Source organism: Mesorhizobium sp. M0633 (assembly GCF_040320645.1).
Taxonomy (GTDB): Bacteria; Pseudomonadota; Alphaproteobacteria; order Rhizobiales; family Rhizobiaceae; genus Mesorhizobium.
In genome coordinates, this window is sequence record NZ_JAMYQC010000003.1 from 58,033 (window position 1) to 73,826 (window position 15,794).

Consider the following 15,794-nt stretch of genomic DNA (forward strand, 5'->3'; position numbering starts at 1 on the left):
CCGACTATTTGTTTTGATGCATGTCGTTGTCCCAAAACCGCCACGCACTTTTGGGCGACATGCATTCGTTCAATAGACAGGCGGCGAAACCACCCAGATGACGACAGCCGGCTCGGCTCCAGGATTGCGCCATCGGAACGGCTTGCCGTCGAAGCGGAAGGAGTCGCCTTCGCCAAGCCGGTGCCAGATGCCAGCAATTTCGATGTCGAAACTGCCCGAAGCGACGTAGCCGGCTTCCTCGGTCGGCCGGCGCGCCTCGGCCTTCATCTCGGCACCCGGAGCGAAGACCGAACGCAGCATCTCGAAGCTACCGCCGAGATCGGGCGACAGAAGCTCCTCCACCAGGCCGGAATCGCTTGTGCCAAGCGTGCGCCGGTTGCCGGCGCGCACGACCACGCCGCGCTCGGTCTCGACAGGCACGTCATGGCTGAAGAACAGGCTGACCGGCACGCCGAACAATTCGGCGAAGGCCCTGAGATCGCCGAGCGACGGGACCGACAGACCGCGCTCGACCTGGCTGACCCAGCCGACGGAACGGCCGAGCTTCAGTGCGATTTCAGCAAGCGTCAAGCCGCGCGCCTTGCGCAACGCGCGAATGTCGCCGGCCAGCAGCCGTTCGCCGCTGTCCTGTTCCGATCTGGCGGCGGTTGAGGGCAAAGCCATCCCTGTCTTGGTGAAAAATTCTCAGCAAATTTCATTTGATGGCGGGTTCATGAAAAAATCAAGAGGATTTTCACGCAACCACAAGATTTACTTGCGCCATTTTGACGGTTCGGGCAAAGGCTCGGCGCAAGCGGCGAGTGGGGCGTCCGGTCGAGGCGGGTAGGCTATCGGGCGTTCAAAAAGACGCGCAAGGATGCTCCATCACTTCTAGTCGGCGCATGATCCTTCCGGAAAATCGGTTCGGGATCATACGCAAAAGGACGGCCCATGCTGGAAAACAACTCCCGGATTGCGGCGGCGATCGTCGATGACGCGATCACCTCGCGGCGGTCGGTACGCGCCTTCTTGCCCGATATGGTCGACGACGAGACCATCCGCGATATTCTCGCCGTTGCCGCGCGCGCGCCCTCAGGCACCAATATGCAACCCTGGAAAGTCTATGTGACCAAGGGCGAGGTCAAGCAGCGCATCACCGACGCCATCCTCAGCTCGGGCATCCGCGCCGAAAAGGCCGAGTGGGACGAGTATCGCTACTATCCCGACCAGTTCTTCGAACCCTATCTGACGCGACGGCGGGCCAACGGTTTCGGCCTCTACGGCGTGCTCGGCATCGGCCGGCGCGAGGTCGACAGGATGCGTGCGCAGCACGACCGCAACTTCGTCTTCTTCGACGCGCCGGTCGGCATGATCTTCACCGTCGACCGGCGGCTGAACAAGGGGTCGTGGATCGACTACGGCATGTTCCTGCAAAACATCATGGTCGCCGCGCGGGGCAGGAGCCTGCACACCTGTCCGCAAGCCGCCTTCGCGCCCTATCACCGGCAGATCAGGCCGGTGCTCAACATTCCCGACGAGGAGATCATCGTCTGCGGCATGGCGCTCGGCCATGAGGATACGTCCAAGCCCGAAAATGCCTTCCGCACCGACCGCGCGCCGCTGGAAGAGTGGGTGACGTTCGCGGAGTGACGTGAAGCGCCGTCCGGCTCTACTGCACTTCGTAGCCGACTTCCTCGCTCGCATGGCAGAGCGCTTTCCAGAACGAGCGGGCAAACGAGCGGAACACATAGATGTCGAACTGATCGGCGCCGGTGCGCTGGATCTGCGCGAAGATGTCGTGATGCATGGTCGAGCGGCCGGCGCGGATCGGGAAGGCCGGCAGCGCGAAGTCGATGGCGAAGAATTTCGCCAGCACCCACTCGGCCTTCGGCCCGGCGATACGGATCGCGGTGCGGCCGTGCGAAAGGTCGGTCACCGTACCGATGGCCGAAGTGACGACACTGGCAAAGGCCGGCGCCAATCCCTCGGCTTCATCGACCACAGTGAACTTTCCCGGCGCAAAGCCGAACACCGACCTGGCGCCGTTCGTCACACCGCCACCGGCGCCGTCGGGCAAAGCCAGGCCGGTGACCGCATGGATGCCGGCCATCAACTTCTTCTCCTCGCCGGGCCAGGCGGCGAGCTGCAGGATCGAACCCGGCCTGGTTTCGGAGAGGATGATTTCGACACCATGCTCGAAATTGCCATGCGAGCCCGGATGCAGCACCGGCTCAAGCGGCGATTGGCGTTCAACCATGCATGCGGCTCCCGTCCGGATCGAAGAAATGGTTGGAGACGATCTCGACCGGCCCGAACCGGTTGCGCAGCGGGTCGGAGACATAAGCGCGCGTGCCGCGCCGCGCCTTGCCGCCCTTGACCAGGGCAAGCGCGATATATTTACCCAGCGCCGGCGAATAGCAGCAAGCGGTGATGTGGCCAAGCGAGCCGTGCGGATTGGCTTCGTCAAGCTCCTCGACGATGTGTGCGCCGCCATTGAGCGGCTGGTTGTCGAGCGAAACAATACCGACGAGTTCCAGGCGGTCGGGCGCGATCAGCCCCTCGCGGTCCATCATCGCCGAACCGATGAACGGCTTCTTCTTCGACAGCATCCAGTCGAGATGCAGGTCGCGTGCCGTGGTACGGCCGTCGATCTCGGCACCGGTGACGTGGCCTTTCTCGATGCGCATGGTGCCCAGCGCCTCCAGCCCGTAGGTCACCAGCCCGAACGGCTTGCCGGCTTCGATCAGCGCCTCCCAGACATGGGTGCCGTAGCCGGCGCCGGAATAGACCTCGAAGGCCATTTCGCCGGAGAAGGACAGCCGGCAGATCATCACCGGCACGCCGGCGATTTCGCCGTGGACGATGCCCATGAAGGGCAGGGCGGCATTGTCGACGGCAGTGCCGCTGACGCAAGCAGCCAGTATCTGCCTTGCCTTCGGCCCGCCGATGGCGGCACCGGCCCATTGGTCGGTCACCGAGGTGACGTGGACCTTCAGCGCCGGCCAGATCACGTCGAGGAAATATTCCAGATGCTGCATCACCTTGCCGGCATTGGCGGTGGTGGTGGTCATCAGGAAATCCTGCTCGCCGAGGCGCCACGTGGTGCCGTCGTCAAAGGCGAGACCGTCCTCGCGCAGCATCAGCCCGTAGCGCGCCTTGCCGACGGCCAGCGTCGAAAACATGTTGGTGTATAGGCGGTCGAGGAATTCCGCCGCGTCGGGGCCTTGCACCGCGATCTTGCCCAGTGTCGAGACATCGACGATGCCGGCGCTCTCGCGCGTGCCTCTCGCTTCGCGGACATAGGCCTGCTCGATCGTCTCGCCGGGATGGCCGTAGATCATCGGCCGATACCACAGGCCGGCGGAATACATGGTGGCGCCGTTGGCGACGTGCCAGTCATGCATCGGCGTCAGCCGCTCGGGCTTCAGATCGCCGAAGCGTTCGGCGGCTAGCGAGCCGATCGACACCGCCGAAAAGGGCGGGCGAAAGCGCGTCGTGCCGACCTGCGGGATCGGCTTGCCCAGCGCCTCGGCCATTATGGCCAGGCCGGGTATGTTGGAGCTCTTGCCCTGGTCGGTTGCCATGCCGAGCGTGGTGTAGCGCTTCAGATGCTCGACCGAGACGAAGCCTTCGCGATGCGCCAGCCGCACGTCATCCGCCGTCACGTCATGCTGGAAGTCGACGAAGCTTTTTCCTTCGGCCTTGATCTCGAACACCGGCGCCGGATCGGGATCGCCAGGTGCTGCCTCGACGGCAGGCAAGGCCGCCGGCGTGGCGGTTGCGCCCGCAGCGGAAAGACCGGCGGCGCGACCTTCGGCGATCGCCTCGGCGGTGGAGAAACTGCCGGTGAAGGCGCCGGCGCCGATCCATTGCTGTGTCGTCGGCTTGGGCGGCAGGAACGCTTGCAATGCTTCGTTCCATTCCGCTTTGGCTCCGGCCTGGCTGGCCAGATGAATGGTCGGCGACCAGCCGCCCGACATCAATAGGCAATCGGCGTGGATGCTGCGCGCATCGCCGGAAAGCGCGCCGTTGACCATGTCGAAGCGCTGCACCTTGAAGCCGGAAAGCGCCTTGCCGCCCTCGGTGGCGATCACCGCGTGGCCAGAAAGGATCTCGGCCTCGGTCTCGCCGGCCAGCTTGCGCATTTCGCTCGAAAGCTCAGGGCGCACGTCGATGATGGCGACGACCACGGCGCCGGCCTTCTTCAGCGCCAGGGCCGCGCGATAGGCGCTGTCATTGTTGGTGAACAGCCCGATCCTGTCGCCGGGCAGCACGCCATATTCAATGGCATAACGCTCGGCAGCATGCGCCAGCATTACGCCTGGCCGATCATTGCCTGGAAAGACCAGCGGACGCTCCAGGGATCCGGTGGCCAGCACCACCGACTTGGCGCGGATCGTCCAGTAGCGATGGCGCGATTCGCCCTTGCCGGGCGTTTCCTTGTGGTCGGTGACACGTTCGAGCGCGGCAAGCGTGTTGCCGTCATAATAGCCCCAGACGGTGGTGCGCGGCAGCAGGCGGACATTGTCACGGCCTTCGAGCTGGCCGGCGGCGCGCGCTGCCCAGTCGGCGGCCGGCATGCCATCGATCGTCTCGCCCGACCAATTGGCCGAGCCGCCGAAATGCGGCTCGAGCTCGGCCAGGATGACGCGTGCACCCTGATCGGCAGCCGCCCTGGCGGCCATCAGCCCCGCCGGGCCGGAGCCGACTACCAGCACATCGCAGAACGCGTTCATGCGTTCGTAGCGCGCCGTATCGGGAGCCGTGCCTGCCTTGCCCAGGCCGGCGGCACGGCGGATGAAATGCTCACAGAACATCCAGAAGCGAGTGCCCTTCAGCGGACCGATCACCGGTCCCATGAAGGTCTTGTAGTAGAAGCCGGCCGACAAAAGCTTGCCGCCGAGCTGGTTCACGGCACTGACGTCCCAGGCAAGCGAAGGGAAGCGGTTCTGGCTGATTGCGGCCAGTCCGTCATAAATCTCGACCGTTGTGGCGGGGATGTTCGGCTCGCGAACCTCGCCCCTCAACACTGTGACCAGCGCGTTCGGTTCCTCGACGCTGGCGGTCAGCACGCCGCGCGGGCGGTGATATTTGAACGAACGCCCAAACAGGGTGACGCCGTTGGCCAGCAGCGCCGAAGCCAGCGTGTCGCCGGCATGGCCGGTATAAGGCGCGCCGTCGAAGGTGAAACGGATGGTCCGCAGCCGGTCGATGCGGCCCCCGGCCTCTGTACGGCGCGGGCTCATGGCTTGTCCTCGGCCCGGTGCCGCGCAACCGAGTTGTGGTCGCCGCGCGCGAACGCGGTGCTGGAGATCTCGTGCGTCAGCGTGTTGCGCACGACCCTGAGATGGGCGCGGCAGCCGCCGGAATGCTGCCAGATCTCATTGTGGTCGCCGGCTGGATTAAGCCGGTCGTAGACATAGGCGTTCCAGGCGTCGAGGTTCTGCGAGGCGGGCTGTGGGCGCTGGCGATTGCCGTCGCCCTGATAGGTGAATTCGATCACGTCGCGCGGGCCGCAATAGGGGCAGGTGATGAGCATGGATCTCTAACCTAATGCAGCCGGGGCGTGGCGCCCTGGCCCTTGTCGTCGATCACCAGGCCACGGTAGAAGCGGTCGAGCGTGAAGGCCGCGTTGAGACCGTGCGGCTCGTCCTTGGCAATGGTCCAGGCAAAGCACCAGCCGGAAGCCGGCGTCGCCTTGAAGCCGCCATAGCACCAGCCGCAGTTGAGATACATGCCCGGCAGCGGACCGGTGGTGATGATTGGCGAGCCGTCCATCGACATGTCGCAGACGCCGCCCCATGAGCGCAGCATGCGGACACGGGCCAGCCCAGGGAACAGCGCCAGCATCTCGCTCATCACCTCATCGACGATCGGCAGGCTGCCGCGTTGGGCGTAGCTGTTGTAGCCGTCGAGATCGCCGCCATAGACAAGGCCGCCCTTGTCCGATTGCGACATATAGAAATGGCCCATGCCGAAGGTCAGGACCGTATCGATGAACGGTTTTAGCGATTCCGTGACGAAGGCCTGCAGCACGTGGCTCTCGATCGGCATCGTCTCGATGCCGGCAAGCCGCATGACCCGCCCGGTGCTGCCGGCAACCGCGACCGCTACCTTTTTTGCGCGGATTTCGCCGCGCGTTGTCGTGATGCCGGTGATGCGGTCGCCGTCGCGCAGGAAGCCGGTGACCTCACAATTTTCGATGATGTCGACGCCGCGGCGATCTGCGCCGCGCGCATAGCCCCAGGCGACGGCGTCGTGGCGGGCGGTGCCGGCGCGCCGCTGCATCAGGCCGCCGACGATCGGGAAACGCGCGGTGGCTGAGACGTCGAGCGCCGGCACCAGGCGCGCGATTTCGGCCGTGGTCATCAGTTCGGCGTCAACGCCGAGATGGCGCATGGCGTTGCCGCGCCGGGCATAGTCGTCGAGCTGAGCAGGTGTGTGGGCGAGGTTCAGGCAGCCGCGCTGCGAGAACATGACGTTGTAGTTGAGGTCATGGGCCAGGTTCTCCCACAGCTTCATCGAATGCTCGTAAAAGCGCGTGTTGGCCGGCAGGAGATAGTTGGAACGGACCGCCGTGGTGTTGCGGCCGACATTGCCGGAACCGAGCCAGCCCTTCTCCAGCACCGCGACATTGGTGATGCCGTGCTCCTTGGCTAGGTAGTAGGCGGTCGACAGGCCATGGCCGCCGCCGCCGATGACGATCACGTCGTAGGACGCCTTCGGGTCGGGCTTGCGCCAGGCCGGCCTCCAGTCCTTGTTTCCGGTCAGCGCGTTCTTGAGAAGCGAAAAGGCCGAATATTCCGCCATTCTTATTGTCATCCATTTCAGGCTTTGCGGCAGACTATAGAGCAGGCCGCCAACGCAAAGCCAAGATTGCGCCATCGCTTTTCGACTCCCCGACTTCGACTGGATTGGCCGACTTCGATTGGATTGGCCGACTTCGATTGGATTGGCCGACTTCGATTGGCGGACTTCGAAAACGAGCCGCCTGGCATGACTTGCCCCGTGATATGAGCGTCTTTATCAAGGACGTGCTTCAAAACTGCCGATGCCGCCCGCGAGTCGCCAGAAAAATCATGTTCTTTCGTTTACTCCGCCTGGTCCTGATCGTTGCGCTTGTTGTCTTGGCGCCGCCGTCGTTCGACGCGATGGCGCAGGCGCTCGGGCAGGGTGCCGCCGGGCTGGTTACAGACCAGCAGAAGGTCATCCAGAGCCTGACGGCCAAAACCGACGATCTCGAGAAGAAGATACAGCAGGATGGCCAAGACGATGCCACCCTCGTGGAAATCCGCCTGCAATTGGAGGATCTGTCGCGGGCGGCGCTCACCAGCGCGCTGGCGTTCCGCTCGCGTCTCGGCGATATCAACGATCGGATCGAGACGCTGGGACCTCCGCCGGCCGCGGGCCAGCCGACCGAGCCCGACATCGTGACCGGTGAACGCCAGGCGCTGGCTTCCGAAAAAGCCGAGATCAACGCCGTCATTGCCAGCGCGCAGAACCTGTCGATCCGCATCAGCGGGCTGATCGAGAAGATCGGCAACATGCGCAGCGAGCTGTTCCGCAATCAGCTCACCAAGCGCTACGTGCTGTCCGATGCATTGAGCCCGGAGGTCATCTCCGATGCCAACGACGAATTTACCAGTTTCTACAAAGCGGTGTCGTCCTGGCTGAGCTTCGCCTTCAAGTTCAAGTTCCAGGCAATTCTTGCCGCGACGTTGATGGCGCTTGCGCTGGCCGCCGTGCTTTTTGTCGGCGGGCGGCGCCTGTTCGGCCGCGTCTTCGAAGCCGATCCTTCCATCGAAGATCCATCCTATCTCAGCCGCCTGTCGGTGGCGTTCTGGTCGACATTGCTGCCGTCGCTGGCGGTTGGCGCCTTCCTTATCTCGACGGTCTTCTTCTTCAATTATTACAATGTCTTGCGCGGCGACATCGGCATCTTCCTGAATTCGTTGGTTGCCGTTATCGCGGTGGTGTTCTGCGTCAACCGGCTGACCAATGCGGCGCTGGAACCGCGATTGCCGAACTGGCGTCTGATCCCTGTCGAAACCGGCCCGGCGCGCTGGCTGGTGCGGCTGACGACTGCCATGGCCGTCGCCATCGGCATCAATTATTTCCTGTCGGTCGTCAACGACAAGATGGGCTCGCCGCTATCGCTGACCATCGCCAGAAGCTTTGTCGCCACCATCAGCGTCGGCGTCATCCTGATCCTGATGGGGCTGCTGAAGCCGTTCAAGGCTGCCGACGGGAGCTGGCGCCCGTGGCCGGCATGGCTGCGCTACACCGCCGTCGCGCTAGGGCTATTCACCATAGCGTCGGCGCTGCTCGGCTTTATCGGCCTTGCTATTTTCGTCTCGGTGCAGGTCGTGGTTACCGGCACTATCCTGGTCACCGCCTATATCGGCTTCCTGTCGGCGCGGGCGATCGGCATGGAAGGTGGTTTCGCCAACACTTCGATCGGGCGCTGGCTAGCGGCCAATTCAAGCTACGAAGAGACCGCGCTCGACCAGCTCGGGCTTGTCGTCAGCGCCGCCATAAACATCATGATCGTGCTGGTGTTCCTGCCGCTGATCCTGTTGATGTGGGGCTTCCAGCCCGGCGACATCCAGGCCTGGGCCTACAAATTGGCGACGGGCCTCACCATAGGCTCGGTGACGATCTCGGTCACCGGCATCCTCACTGGCGTCGTCGTCTTCATCATCGGCTATTTCCTGACGCGCTGGTTCCAGGGCTGGCTCGACGGTTCGGTGATGGCGCGCGGCCGGGTCGACACCGGTGTGCGCAATTCGATCCGGCTGGCGGTCGGCTATGCCGGCGTCGCGGTCGCGGCACTGGTCGGCATCTCGGCGGCCGGTATCGACCTCTCCAATCTCGCGCTGGTCGCCGGCGCCCTGTCTCTCGGCATCGGTTTCGGCCTGCAGAATGTCGTCTCCAACTTCGTCTCGGGCCTGATCCTTTTGGCCGAGCGGCCGTTCAAGGTCGGCGACTGGATCGTCGCCGGTGACATCAGCGGCACGGTCAAGAAGATCAGTGTACGCGCCACCGAGATCGAAACGTTCCAGCGGCAGTCGGTGATCCTGCCCAATTCGAACCTGATCAACAATGCGGTCGGCAACTGGACGCACCGCAACAAGCTCGGCCGCATCGATATCAAGGTCGGCGTTGCCTATGGCAGCGACATCAAGCACGTGCATGGCGTCCTGTTGGAGATCGCGCGCAGTCATCCGTTGGTGCTGAAAAACCCCGAACCCTTCGTGCTGTTTTCCAATTTCGGCCCCGCCGCGCTCGAATTCGAGATTCGCGTGTTCCTGGCAGACGTTCTTAGTGGCAATATCGTCCAGAACGACATCCGCTTTGCAATCTTCGATGTGTTCGCCGACCAGCATATCGAAATTCCGTCGACGCCGCGCGCCGTCGTCGAGACCAAGAAGCACGAAGCGTGGCCGATCGACGACGACAAGATCGAAGTCGAATTCGCCGAGCGAGCGCAAGCAAAAGCCTTGGCAGTGGCCGAGGCGAAACGTCTCGCCAAATCAGCACGCAAGGTGCGGAAGCCCGATCCTGACTAGCTGATTGGAGCTTGCCTTCAAGCCCTCGGAAACCAATTGCGGCATGAATGCGGCATTCAGTTGCCGTTCAGCTTGCATTGCATATAAGCTCACCTGCAAACGGCGAGAATGCCTTGCGAAATGCAACAGAGGCGGTGGCAACACCGATACTGCAAAATGTGGAAGTCTCTCGTCGCCGCCATCGCTTTTCTGGCCGTGGGCGGTTCGGCCCATGCCGCCAGCGCGGTCAACAAGGACGCCGAGACCCGCACGCTGATCGTGACGGAAGGCGGCGGCAAGACCGAGCTGGCGCTGGCCGCTGGCGAAACCGTGGAATTTTGCCCGAGCGGCTGTTTTGTTACCTTGCCGAATGGCGACCTCGAGGCGCTGACCGGTTCGGAGACGATTGAGATCTCGGGCGGCGTCGCGCGCATCAAGTAAAGTCGACGCCATGATTTTTGAAGGCCGGGCAAACGCCCGGCCTTTTATTTGCTTCCGGTAATCGGCGATGAAGGTATGCACTTTTCTTCGAAGCTGCGCAGGACGGGCTCTAGCAGCGCCTTCATACCGAGCAGGGCGAAGGCGTAGGTCTAACTGCATTCGACGGGCTGGTGGCGCGGGCTTTTTTGACGATGTCGCAAACAGGCTGCAAGCGCGGCGCCGCGCCGCCCTATAGTCTGCTCGCAATGGCATCTTGGAGTCGCGGGCAATGGCAGGGTTTCCGGAAAAGGCGAAGGTCGTCATCGTCGGGCTGGGCGGCATCGTCGGCGCATCGGTCGCCCATCACCTGATCGAGCGCGGATGGGACGATATAGTCGGCATCGACAAATCGGGCATCCCGACGGATATCGGCTCGACGGCGCATGCCTCCGACTTCTGCTACACGACCAGCCATGATTTCCTGTCGTGCTGGACGACGCTCTATTCCATCGATTTCTACGAAAAGATGGGTCACTACGCGCGCATCGGCGGCCTCGAGGTTGCCCGCGTCGGCGACGACGCCCGCATGGCGGAGATCAAGCGCAAGATCGCCTCGGCGAAGGCCTTCGGCACACGCGCCCGCCTGATCGATCCCGCCGAGATCAAGGAAAAATTCCCGCTGATCGAAGAACAGATGGTACAGGGCGGCCTGTGGGATCCCGACGCCGGCCTCGTCATCCCGCGCTCGCAGACCGTCGCCGGCAAGCTTGTCGATCAGGCGGAAGCTTCCGGCAAACTCAGGGCGTTTGCCAATACGTCCGCCAGGTCGCTCGTCATCGAGAACGGCCGCATCAAGGGCGTGGTGACCGACCGCGGCACCATCGAGGCCGACTATGTCGTGGTCTGCACCGGCATCTGGGGACGACTGATCGCGGAAATGGCGGGCGAGGACCTGCCGGTCATGCCGATCGACCATCCGCTTACCTTCTTCGGGCCGTACACCGAGTTCGCCGGCACCGGCAAGGAGATCGGCTGGCCGCTGCTGCGCGACCAGGGCAACTCGGCTTACATGCGCGATACCGGCGATCCCAAGACCGCCGAAGGCGGGCAGATCGAATGGGGTTATTACGAAGAGACCAATCCGCGCCTTTGCCATCCGCGCGATATTCTCGAGAAAAACGAGGCGCGGCTTTCGCCGTCGCAACGCGATCTCGACATGGAGCAGATCCTGGCGCCGCTCGAGCGCGCCATGGAACTGACGCCGATCCTGGGCGAGCTGGGCTACAATGAGAGCCATTCCTTCAACGGCCTATTGCAGGTGACGGCGGACGGCGGCCCCTCGATGGGCGAAAGCCAGAAGGTCAGGGGCCTCTGGTATGCCGTGGCGATCTGGGTCAAGGACGGCCCCGGCATGGGCAAGCTCATCGCCGACTGGATGACGGACGGCCGCACGGCGATCGACCACCACGCCATCGACTATTCGCGTTTCTATCCGCACCAGACGAAAGAACAGTTCATCTGGGATCGCTGCATCGAAACCGCGATGAAGGTCTACAACCCGGCGGTCCATCCGCGCGAGCCCTTCTCCAAGGCTCGCAATGTCCGCCGCTCGCCCTTCTGGGAGCGCGAGAAGGAACTCGGCGGCTATTTCATGGAGCTCGGCGGCTGGGAGCGCGCCCATGGCTACGCCGCCAACGAGCATCTGCTCGAGAAATACGGCAACCGGGTGCCGGTGCGCCAAAACGAATGGGATAACCGCCACTTCTGGCGCGTCTCGAACGCCGAGCATCTCGCGATGAGCGAGGATTGCGGCATCGTCAATCTGTCGCATTTCGCCATGTACGACGTGGAAGGCACGGACCATGTCGCGCTGATGGAATGGCTGTGCGCGGCAAAGATCGGCGGTGACGGCAATATCGGCAAGGGCATCTATACCCATTTCCTCGACGAGGAAGGCATGGTGCGCGCCGACCTGACCGTCATCCGCATGGCCGACCGCTGCCGCGTCATCGACGGCGCCGATGCCGGGCCGCGCGACTTCCAGTACATGCGCCGGACGGCAGAGGACAAAGGCTTCGACGTTACCGTCACCGATGTGACCGAGAGATATGTGACCGTCGGCATCTGGGGTCCGAACGCGCGGGCAACATTGGGCAAGGTCGTGGAAAACCTCGACGGACTGACGCCTGAGAATTTTCCCTTTGCCGCGATCAAGCCGGTCAGGATCGCCGGCAAGGACGTGACCGCCTTCCGCATCTCCTATGTCGGCGAGCAAGGCTGGGAACTGCACATGCGCTACGAGGACGGCCTGGCTGTCTGGGACGCGCTGCGGTCGACCGGCGTGATGGCCTTTGGCGTCGAGACCTATGCCAACAGCCGCCGCATGGAGAAGAGCCTGCGCCTGCAAAACGCGGACCTCTTGACCGAATACAATCTGCTGGAAGCCGACCTTGCCCGTCCGAAAGTCAAGGAGGCCGATTTCTGCGGCAAGGCAAAGCATCTGGAATATCGCGCCCGGGTGCATCAGCCGGCCATGCTTTGCACGCTTATCATGACGGACAATACAGATTCGAATGGTGTTCCCCGCTATCCGGTTGGCACGATGCCGGTGATGGACCCGCAAACCGGTGAGACGCTCGTCGACGAGCTCGGCCGCCGCTCCTTCACGACCTCGGTGGCCTATGGTCCGACCCTCGGCAAGAACATCGCGCTCGCCTACCTGCCCTGGGCGTATTGCCAGGAGGGCCGCAAGCTGAGCGTCGAATATTTCGGCGAGAAGTACCCGGTCGAAGTGGCCGCCGTCGGCTACAGGCCGCTCTACGACCCGGAGAACCTCAATCCGCGCAGCTAAGCGTTGCTTGCCTGCCGATTCTCCACACAGGCAAGCCGAGCAGTGCCAGCAGGACCTGAATGCAGAAGCCCGATTCATCGTCGGGCTTTTCGCTTTGTGGAGCGATGATTCTCGCTTTCCGTCGCGCTGCGATTGGGGGGTGCCTTTGCGGCGGATCGGCTGGGACAGAAAAAACGATGCGCTTGTGTTTCAGCTGAACCGGAATATCCCGGTTCGCGTCAGCTGGACCTTCGCAATTCCCATTGTGCTGCCCTTCCTGAACGAGTGGGCGAGCCGACCCAAGGATGCACTGATCCATACCTCTATCTTTGCAGCGCTTCTGTTTGCGTCGATATTTCTGCACGAACTGGCGCACGCCTGGATCGGACGCCGACAAGGCGTCGCCACCGACATGATAGAATTATATCTCTTCGGCGGGCTCACGCGTTTCAAACGCGCCGCAGCGCCATCGCCTGCCTGGGCGCGGATTGCGATAGCGGGTCCCCTGGCGAACGTCGCGCTCGCCGCGTTTTTCGATGCGGCCTATTATCTGGTTTTTGGAGAACTCATCCCAGTTGCGCCCGAAAGGCCATTCGGGTGGCTGCCGTCAAGATCGGCCGGTCCTCTGGAATGGACGCTTTGGATTGGCGCATTGTTGAACGTGTCACTTATCATTCTCAACATCCTGCCCGCCTACGATCTGGATGGCGGCGTGATTGCAAGACATTTGTTCCTGAGACGCTTCGGCGTCCGCCGGGCCGCGCAGATCGTCGGCATCTGCGGCATCGTACTTTCAATTCTGCGTTTTGCGATCATCTTGCCTGCCGCGGTTGCAGGTATTCTGTTGTGGCTTCCGCCGTCATTCAAGCCGAACTGGAGGGCAGCGCGCGGGGTCGGTGCTAGAAAACCGAAGCCGGACCCATCCTCCGAGACGGATGTCGAGAAGGCCGTGGAGTGGCGGGGACGGGGCGGGCACCGCATCCACAAATGAAATTCGTTTTCCGGCGGTTCGCAAAAATGTGACCGGATGAGCCCGGCTCTCCACCGGGCTTTTCTCTTTGTCGATCGGCGATTTTCGCTTACCGTGCGGCGTGTCTGGTTTTGCCCGTGCAAGACATCTCGTCTCGGGTGCCGCCGCGCTGGCGTCGGTGCTATGGCTGACTGCAAACTCCCGCGCCGCCGAGCCGGTCGACATCGAACTGGTACTGGCAGTCGACGTTTCGCTGTCCATGTCGCCGGACGAGCTCGAAATCCAGCGTCATGGCTATGCGGCGGCGCTGACGCATGACGATGTCCTGCAGGCAATCGGCGAAGGCGCTCATGGCAAGATTGCCGTCACCTATGTCGAATGGGCTGGCGCGACCTGGCAGCAGGTCGTCGTGCCGTGGACGGTGATCGCCAATCGTGCCGACGCCGAGCGGCTGGCAGCGCAGCTTTCCGCTCATCCGCCGGCCAGTGCCAGGCGCACCTCGATCTCCGGCGCGCTGGAATTCGCCAGCGATCTCTTTGCTGAAAGCGGCTTCCAGGGCGTCAAGCGGGTGATCGACATTTCGGGTGACGGCCCCAACAACCAGGGCGCACCTGTCGATATCACCCGCGACGCCGTGATCAAGCAAGGCATCACCGTCAACGGCCTGCCGCTGATGACCAGGGGCGGGTTCAGCAGCGCTTACGATGTCAACAATCTCGACCGCTACTACAGCGACTGCGTCATCGGCGGGCCGGGCTCCTTCATGATCCCGGTCAATGACTGGACGCAGTTTCCGGAGGCCATCCGCCGCAAGCTGGTGCTGGAGCTTGCCGGTCCGGCCTCGCCGCAGCGAGCGGCGGAAGAGGCGGCGCATCCGCCATTGGTGCTGGCACAGGACATCCCCGTCACCGACTGCCTGGTCGGCGAAAAAATGTGGCGCGACCGCAGCTGGATGTACAACAGCCGCTGATGGCGGAGTTTGCTGTCGATGGTGACATACCGCAGTGCAGCATCTGCTTCATTGACAAGCCTGCGGGCGTCTGTGACACAATTCCCCATCCGAACACATAAAAGGGGAACCGACATGAACAGGATCGGAATTCTTGCCGCAAGCTTGACGCTTGCCGTCGGATTGTCCGCGCCGGCGATGGCCGCCACATCGGTCAGCATCGGCATCAGTGGATGGACCGGCTTTGCGCCGCTGACGCTCGCCAAGCAGGCCGGCATCTTCGAAAAGCACGGCCTCGACGTCACCTTGAAGAAGGTGCCGCAAGCCAGCCGGCCGCTCGCCATCGCCAGCGGCGACCTGCAATGCGCCGCCACCACGGTCGAGACCTGGCTGGTCTGGAACGCCAATGGCGTGACGACCAAGCAGATATTCCAGCTCGACAAATCCTACGGCGCCGACGGCATCGTCGCCCGCAACGACATCAAGACCGTCGCCGATCTCAAAGGTAAGTCGGTCGCGTCTTCGGCGCCGGGCACCTCGCCCTATTTCATGCTGGCCTGGGTGCTCAACAAGAACGGCATGTCGACCAAGGACGTGACGGTCGTCAACCTGGAGCCGGATGCGGCGGCGCAGGCGTTTCTCGCCGGCCAGAACGATGCGGCGGTCACCTATGAGCCGTTCATCTCGGCGGTGCGCGAAAAGTCCGACCAGGGCCATATCCTTGTGACCACTCTCGACTATCCGATGGTGCTCGATACGGTCGGCTGCACGCCGGAGTTCCTCAAGGCCAATCCGGATGCGGGCAAGGCGCTTGCCGACAGCTATTTCGAGGCACTCGACCTGATCAAGAGCGATCCGGCGAAATCCTATGAGACGATGGGTGCCGACGTGAAGCAGTCGGCCAAGGAATTCGAAGAGTCGGCCAAATACCTGAAATGGGCCGACAAGGCTGAAAACAAGCAGTTCTTCACCAAGGAATTCCAGGACTTTTCCAAGACCGCCGGCGAGCTTCTGCTGCAGATGGGTTTGATCAAGGAAGCGCCTGACGTCTCGACATTGGCCGACACCAGCGCCGTCGCCGACTAACCGGCAGGATTG

12 protein-coding genes are annotated in these 15,794 nt (G+C 62.9%); 7 read left to right on the plus strand and 5 right to left on the minus strand.

Translation table 11 applies throughout. The features are described from left to right. Positions 1-69: 69 nt before the first annotated feature. Positions 70-663, minus strand: coding sequence for a helix-turn-helix domain-containing protein (locus tag NKI47_RS03850; protein WP_031211731.1), 594 nt, complete (start codon positions 661-663; stop codon positions 70-72). A 267-nt stretch (positions 664-930) separates the two neighbouring features. Between NKI47_RS03850 and NKI47_RS03855 the strand changes: the two genes are divergently transcribed. Next, a complete protein-coding gene (locus NKI47_RS03855) occupies positions 931-1,629 on the plus strand; it encodes a nitroreductase (RefSeq protein WP_023676539.1) in 699 nt (232 codons plus the stop codon). 19 nt (positions 1,630-1,648) lie between these two features. On the opposite strand, the gene NKI47_RS03860 is transcribed toward NKI47_RS03855, so the two are convergent. The 4 genes from NKI47_RS03860 to NKI47_RS03875 are packed head-to-tail and all read right to left on the minus strand — an operon-like array spanning position 1,649 to position 6,789. Further along, positions 1,649-2,236, minus strand: coding sequence for a sarcosine oxidase subunit gamma (locus NKI47_RS03860; protein ID WP_352587624.1), 588 nt, complete (start codon positions 2,234-2,236; stop codon positions 1,649-1,651). Continuing rightward, positions 2,229-5,225 carry a sarcosine oxidase subunit alpha gene (locus NKI47_RS03865; protein WP_352587627.1) on the minus strand — a complete coding sequence of 999 codons (2,997 nt, stop codon included), beginning with the start codon at positions 5,223-5,225 and terminating at the stop codon, positions 2,229-2,231. The genes NKI47_RS03860 and NKI47_RS03865 overlap by 8 nt, the downstream gene beginning before the upstream one ends. Next, a complete protein-coding gene (locus NKI47_RS03870; RefSeq protein ID WP_023676536.1) occupies positions 5,222-5,518 on the minus strand; it encodes a sarcosine oxidase subunit delta in 297 nt (98 codons plus the stop codon). The genes NKI47_RS03865 and NKI47_RS03870 overlap by 4 nt, the downstream gene beginning before the upstream one ends. A gap of 11 nt (positions 5,519-5,529) precedes the next feature. After that, positions 5,530-6,789, minus strand: coding sequence for a sarcosine oxidase subunit beta (locus NKI47_RS03875; protein WP_352588006.1), 1,260 nt, complete (start codon positions 6,787-6,789; stop codon positions 5,530-5,532). Positions 6,790-7,058: 269 nt separating this feature from the next. On the opposite strand from NKI47_RS03875, the gene NKI47_RS03880 reads away from it, so the two are divergent. From NKI47_RS03880 to NKI47_RS03905, 6 genes are all read left to right on the plus strand, one after another. Beyond that, positions 7,059-9,548: a mechanosensitive ion channel family protein gene (locus NKI47_RS03880; protein ID WP_352587630.1), complete on the plus strand. Its 2,490-nt coding sequence runs from the start codon at positions 7,059-7,061 to the stop codon at positions 9,546-9,548. Positions 9,549-9,704: 156 nt separating this feature from the next. After that, the gene (locus NKI47_RS03885; protein ID WP_023676533.1) at positions 9,705-9,968 is read left to right on the plus strand and encodes a hypothetical protein; all 264 of its coding nucleotides are present in this window, start codon (positions 9,705-9,707) and stop codon (positions 9,966-9,968) included. A 268-nt stretch (positions 9,969-10,236) separates the two neighbouring features. Then, positions 10,237-12,798: a GcvT family protein gene (locus tag NKI47_RS03890; protein ID WP_352587633.1), complete on the plus strand. Its 2,562-nt coding sequence runs from the start codon at positions 10,237-10,239 to the stop codon at positions 12,796-12,798. Positions 12,799-12,805: 7 nt separating this feature from the next. Continuing rightward, positions 12,806-13,768 (plus strand): site-2 protease family protein, encoded by a 963-nt coding sequence (locus tag NKI47_RS03895; RefSeq protein WP_352587636.1) that lies wholly within the window; start codon positions 12,806-12,808, stop codon positions 13,766-13,768. Between the two features lie 100 nt (positions 13,769-13,868). Further along, positions 13,869-14,717 (plus strand): DUF1194 domain-containing protein, encoded by an 849-nt coding sequence (locus NKI47_RS03900; RefSeq protein ID WP_352587639.1) that lies wholly within the window; start codon positions 13,869-13,871, stop codon positions 14,715-14,717. A 114-nt stretch (positions 14,718-14,831) separates the two neighbouring features. Then, positions 14,832-15,782: an ABC transporter substrate-binding protein gene (locus NKI47_RS03905; RefSeq protein WP_352452114.1), complete on the plus strand. Its 951-nt coding sequence runs from the start codon at positions 14,832-14,834 to the stop codon at positions 15,780-15,782. Positions 15,783-15,794: the final 12 nt, after the last annotated feature.

Excerpts from the sequence above, each read along its gene's own strand:
- NKI47_RS03865 (WP_352587627.1), bottom strand. The coding sequence starts at position 5,225 with ATGAGCCCGCGCCGTACAGAGGCCGGGGGCCGCATCGACCGGCTGCGG.
- NKI47_RS03875 (WP_352588006.1), bottom strand. The coding sequence starts at position 6,789 with ATGGCGGAATATTCGGCCTTTTCGCTTCTCAAGAACGCGCTGACCGGA.
- NKI47_RS03860 (WP_352587624.1), bottom strand. The coding sequence starts at position 2,236 with ATGGTTGAACGCCAATCGCCGCTTGAGCCGGTGCTGCATCCGGGCTCG.
- NKI47_RS03890 (WP_352587633.1), top strand. The coding sequence starts at position 10,237 with ATGGCAGGGTTTCCGGAAAAGGCGAAGGTCGTCATCGTCGGGCTGGGC.
- NKI47_RS03870 (WP_023676536.1), bottom strand. The coding sequence starts at position 5,518 with ATGCTCATCACCTGCCCCTATTGCGGCCCGCGCGACGTGATCGAATTC.
- NKI47_RS03880 (WP_352587630.1), top strand. The coding sequence starts at position 7,059 with ATGTTCTTTCGTTTACTCCGCCTGGTCCTGATCGTTGCGCTTGTTGTC.
- NKI47_RS03850 (WP_031211731.1), bottom strand. The coding sequence starts at position 663 with ATGGCTTTGCCCTCAACCGCCGCCAGATCGGAACAGGACAGCGGCGAA.
- NKI47_RS03885 (WP_023676533.1), top strand. The coding sequence starts at position 9,705 with ATGTGGAAGTCTCTCGTCGCCGCCATCGCTTTTCTGGCCGTGGGCGGT.
- NKI47_RS03855 (WP_023676539.1), top strand. The coding sequence starts at position 931 with ATGCTGGAAAACAACTCCCGGATTGCGGCGGCGATCGTCGATGACGCG.
- NKI47_RS03905 (WP_352452114.1), top strand. The coding sequence starts at position 14,832 with ATGAACAGGATCGGAATTCTTGCCGCAAGCTTGACGCTTGCCGTCGGA.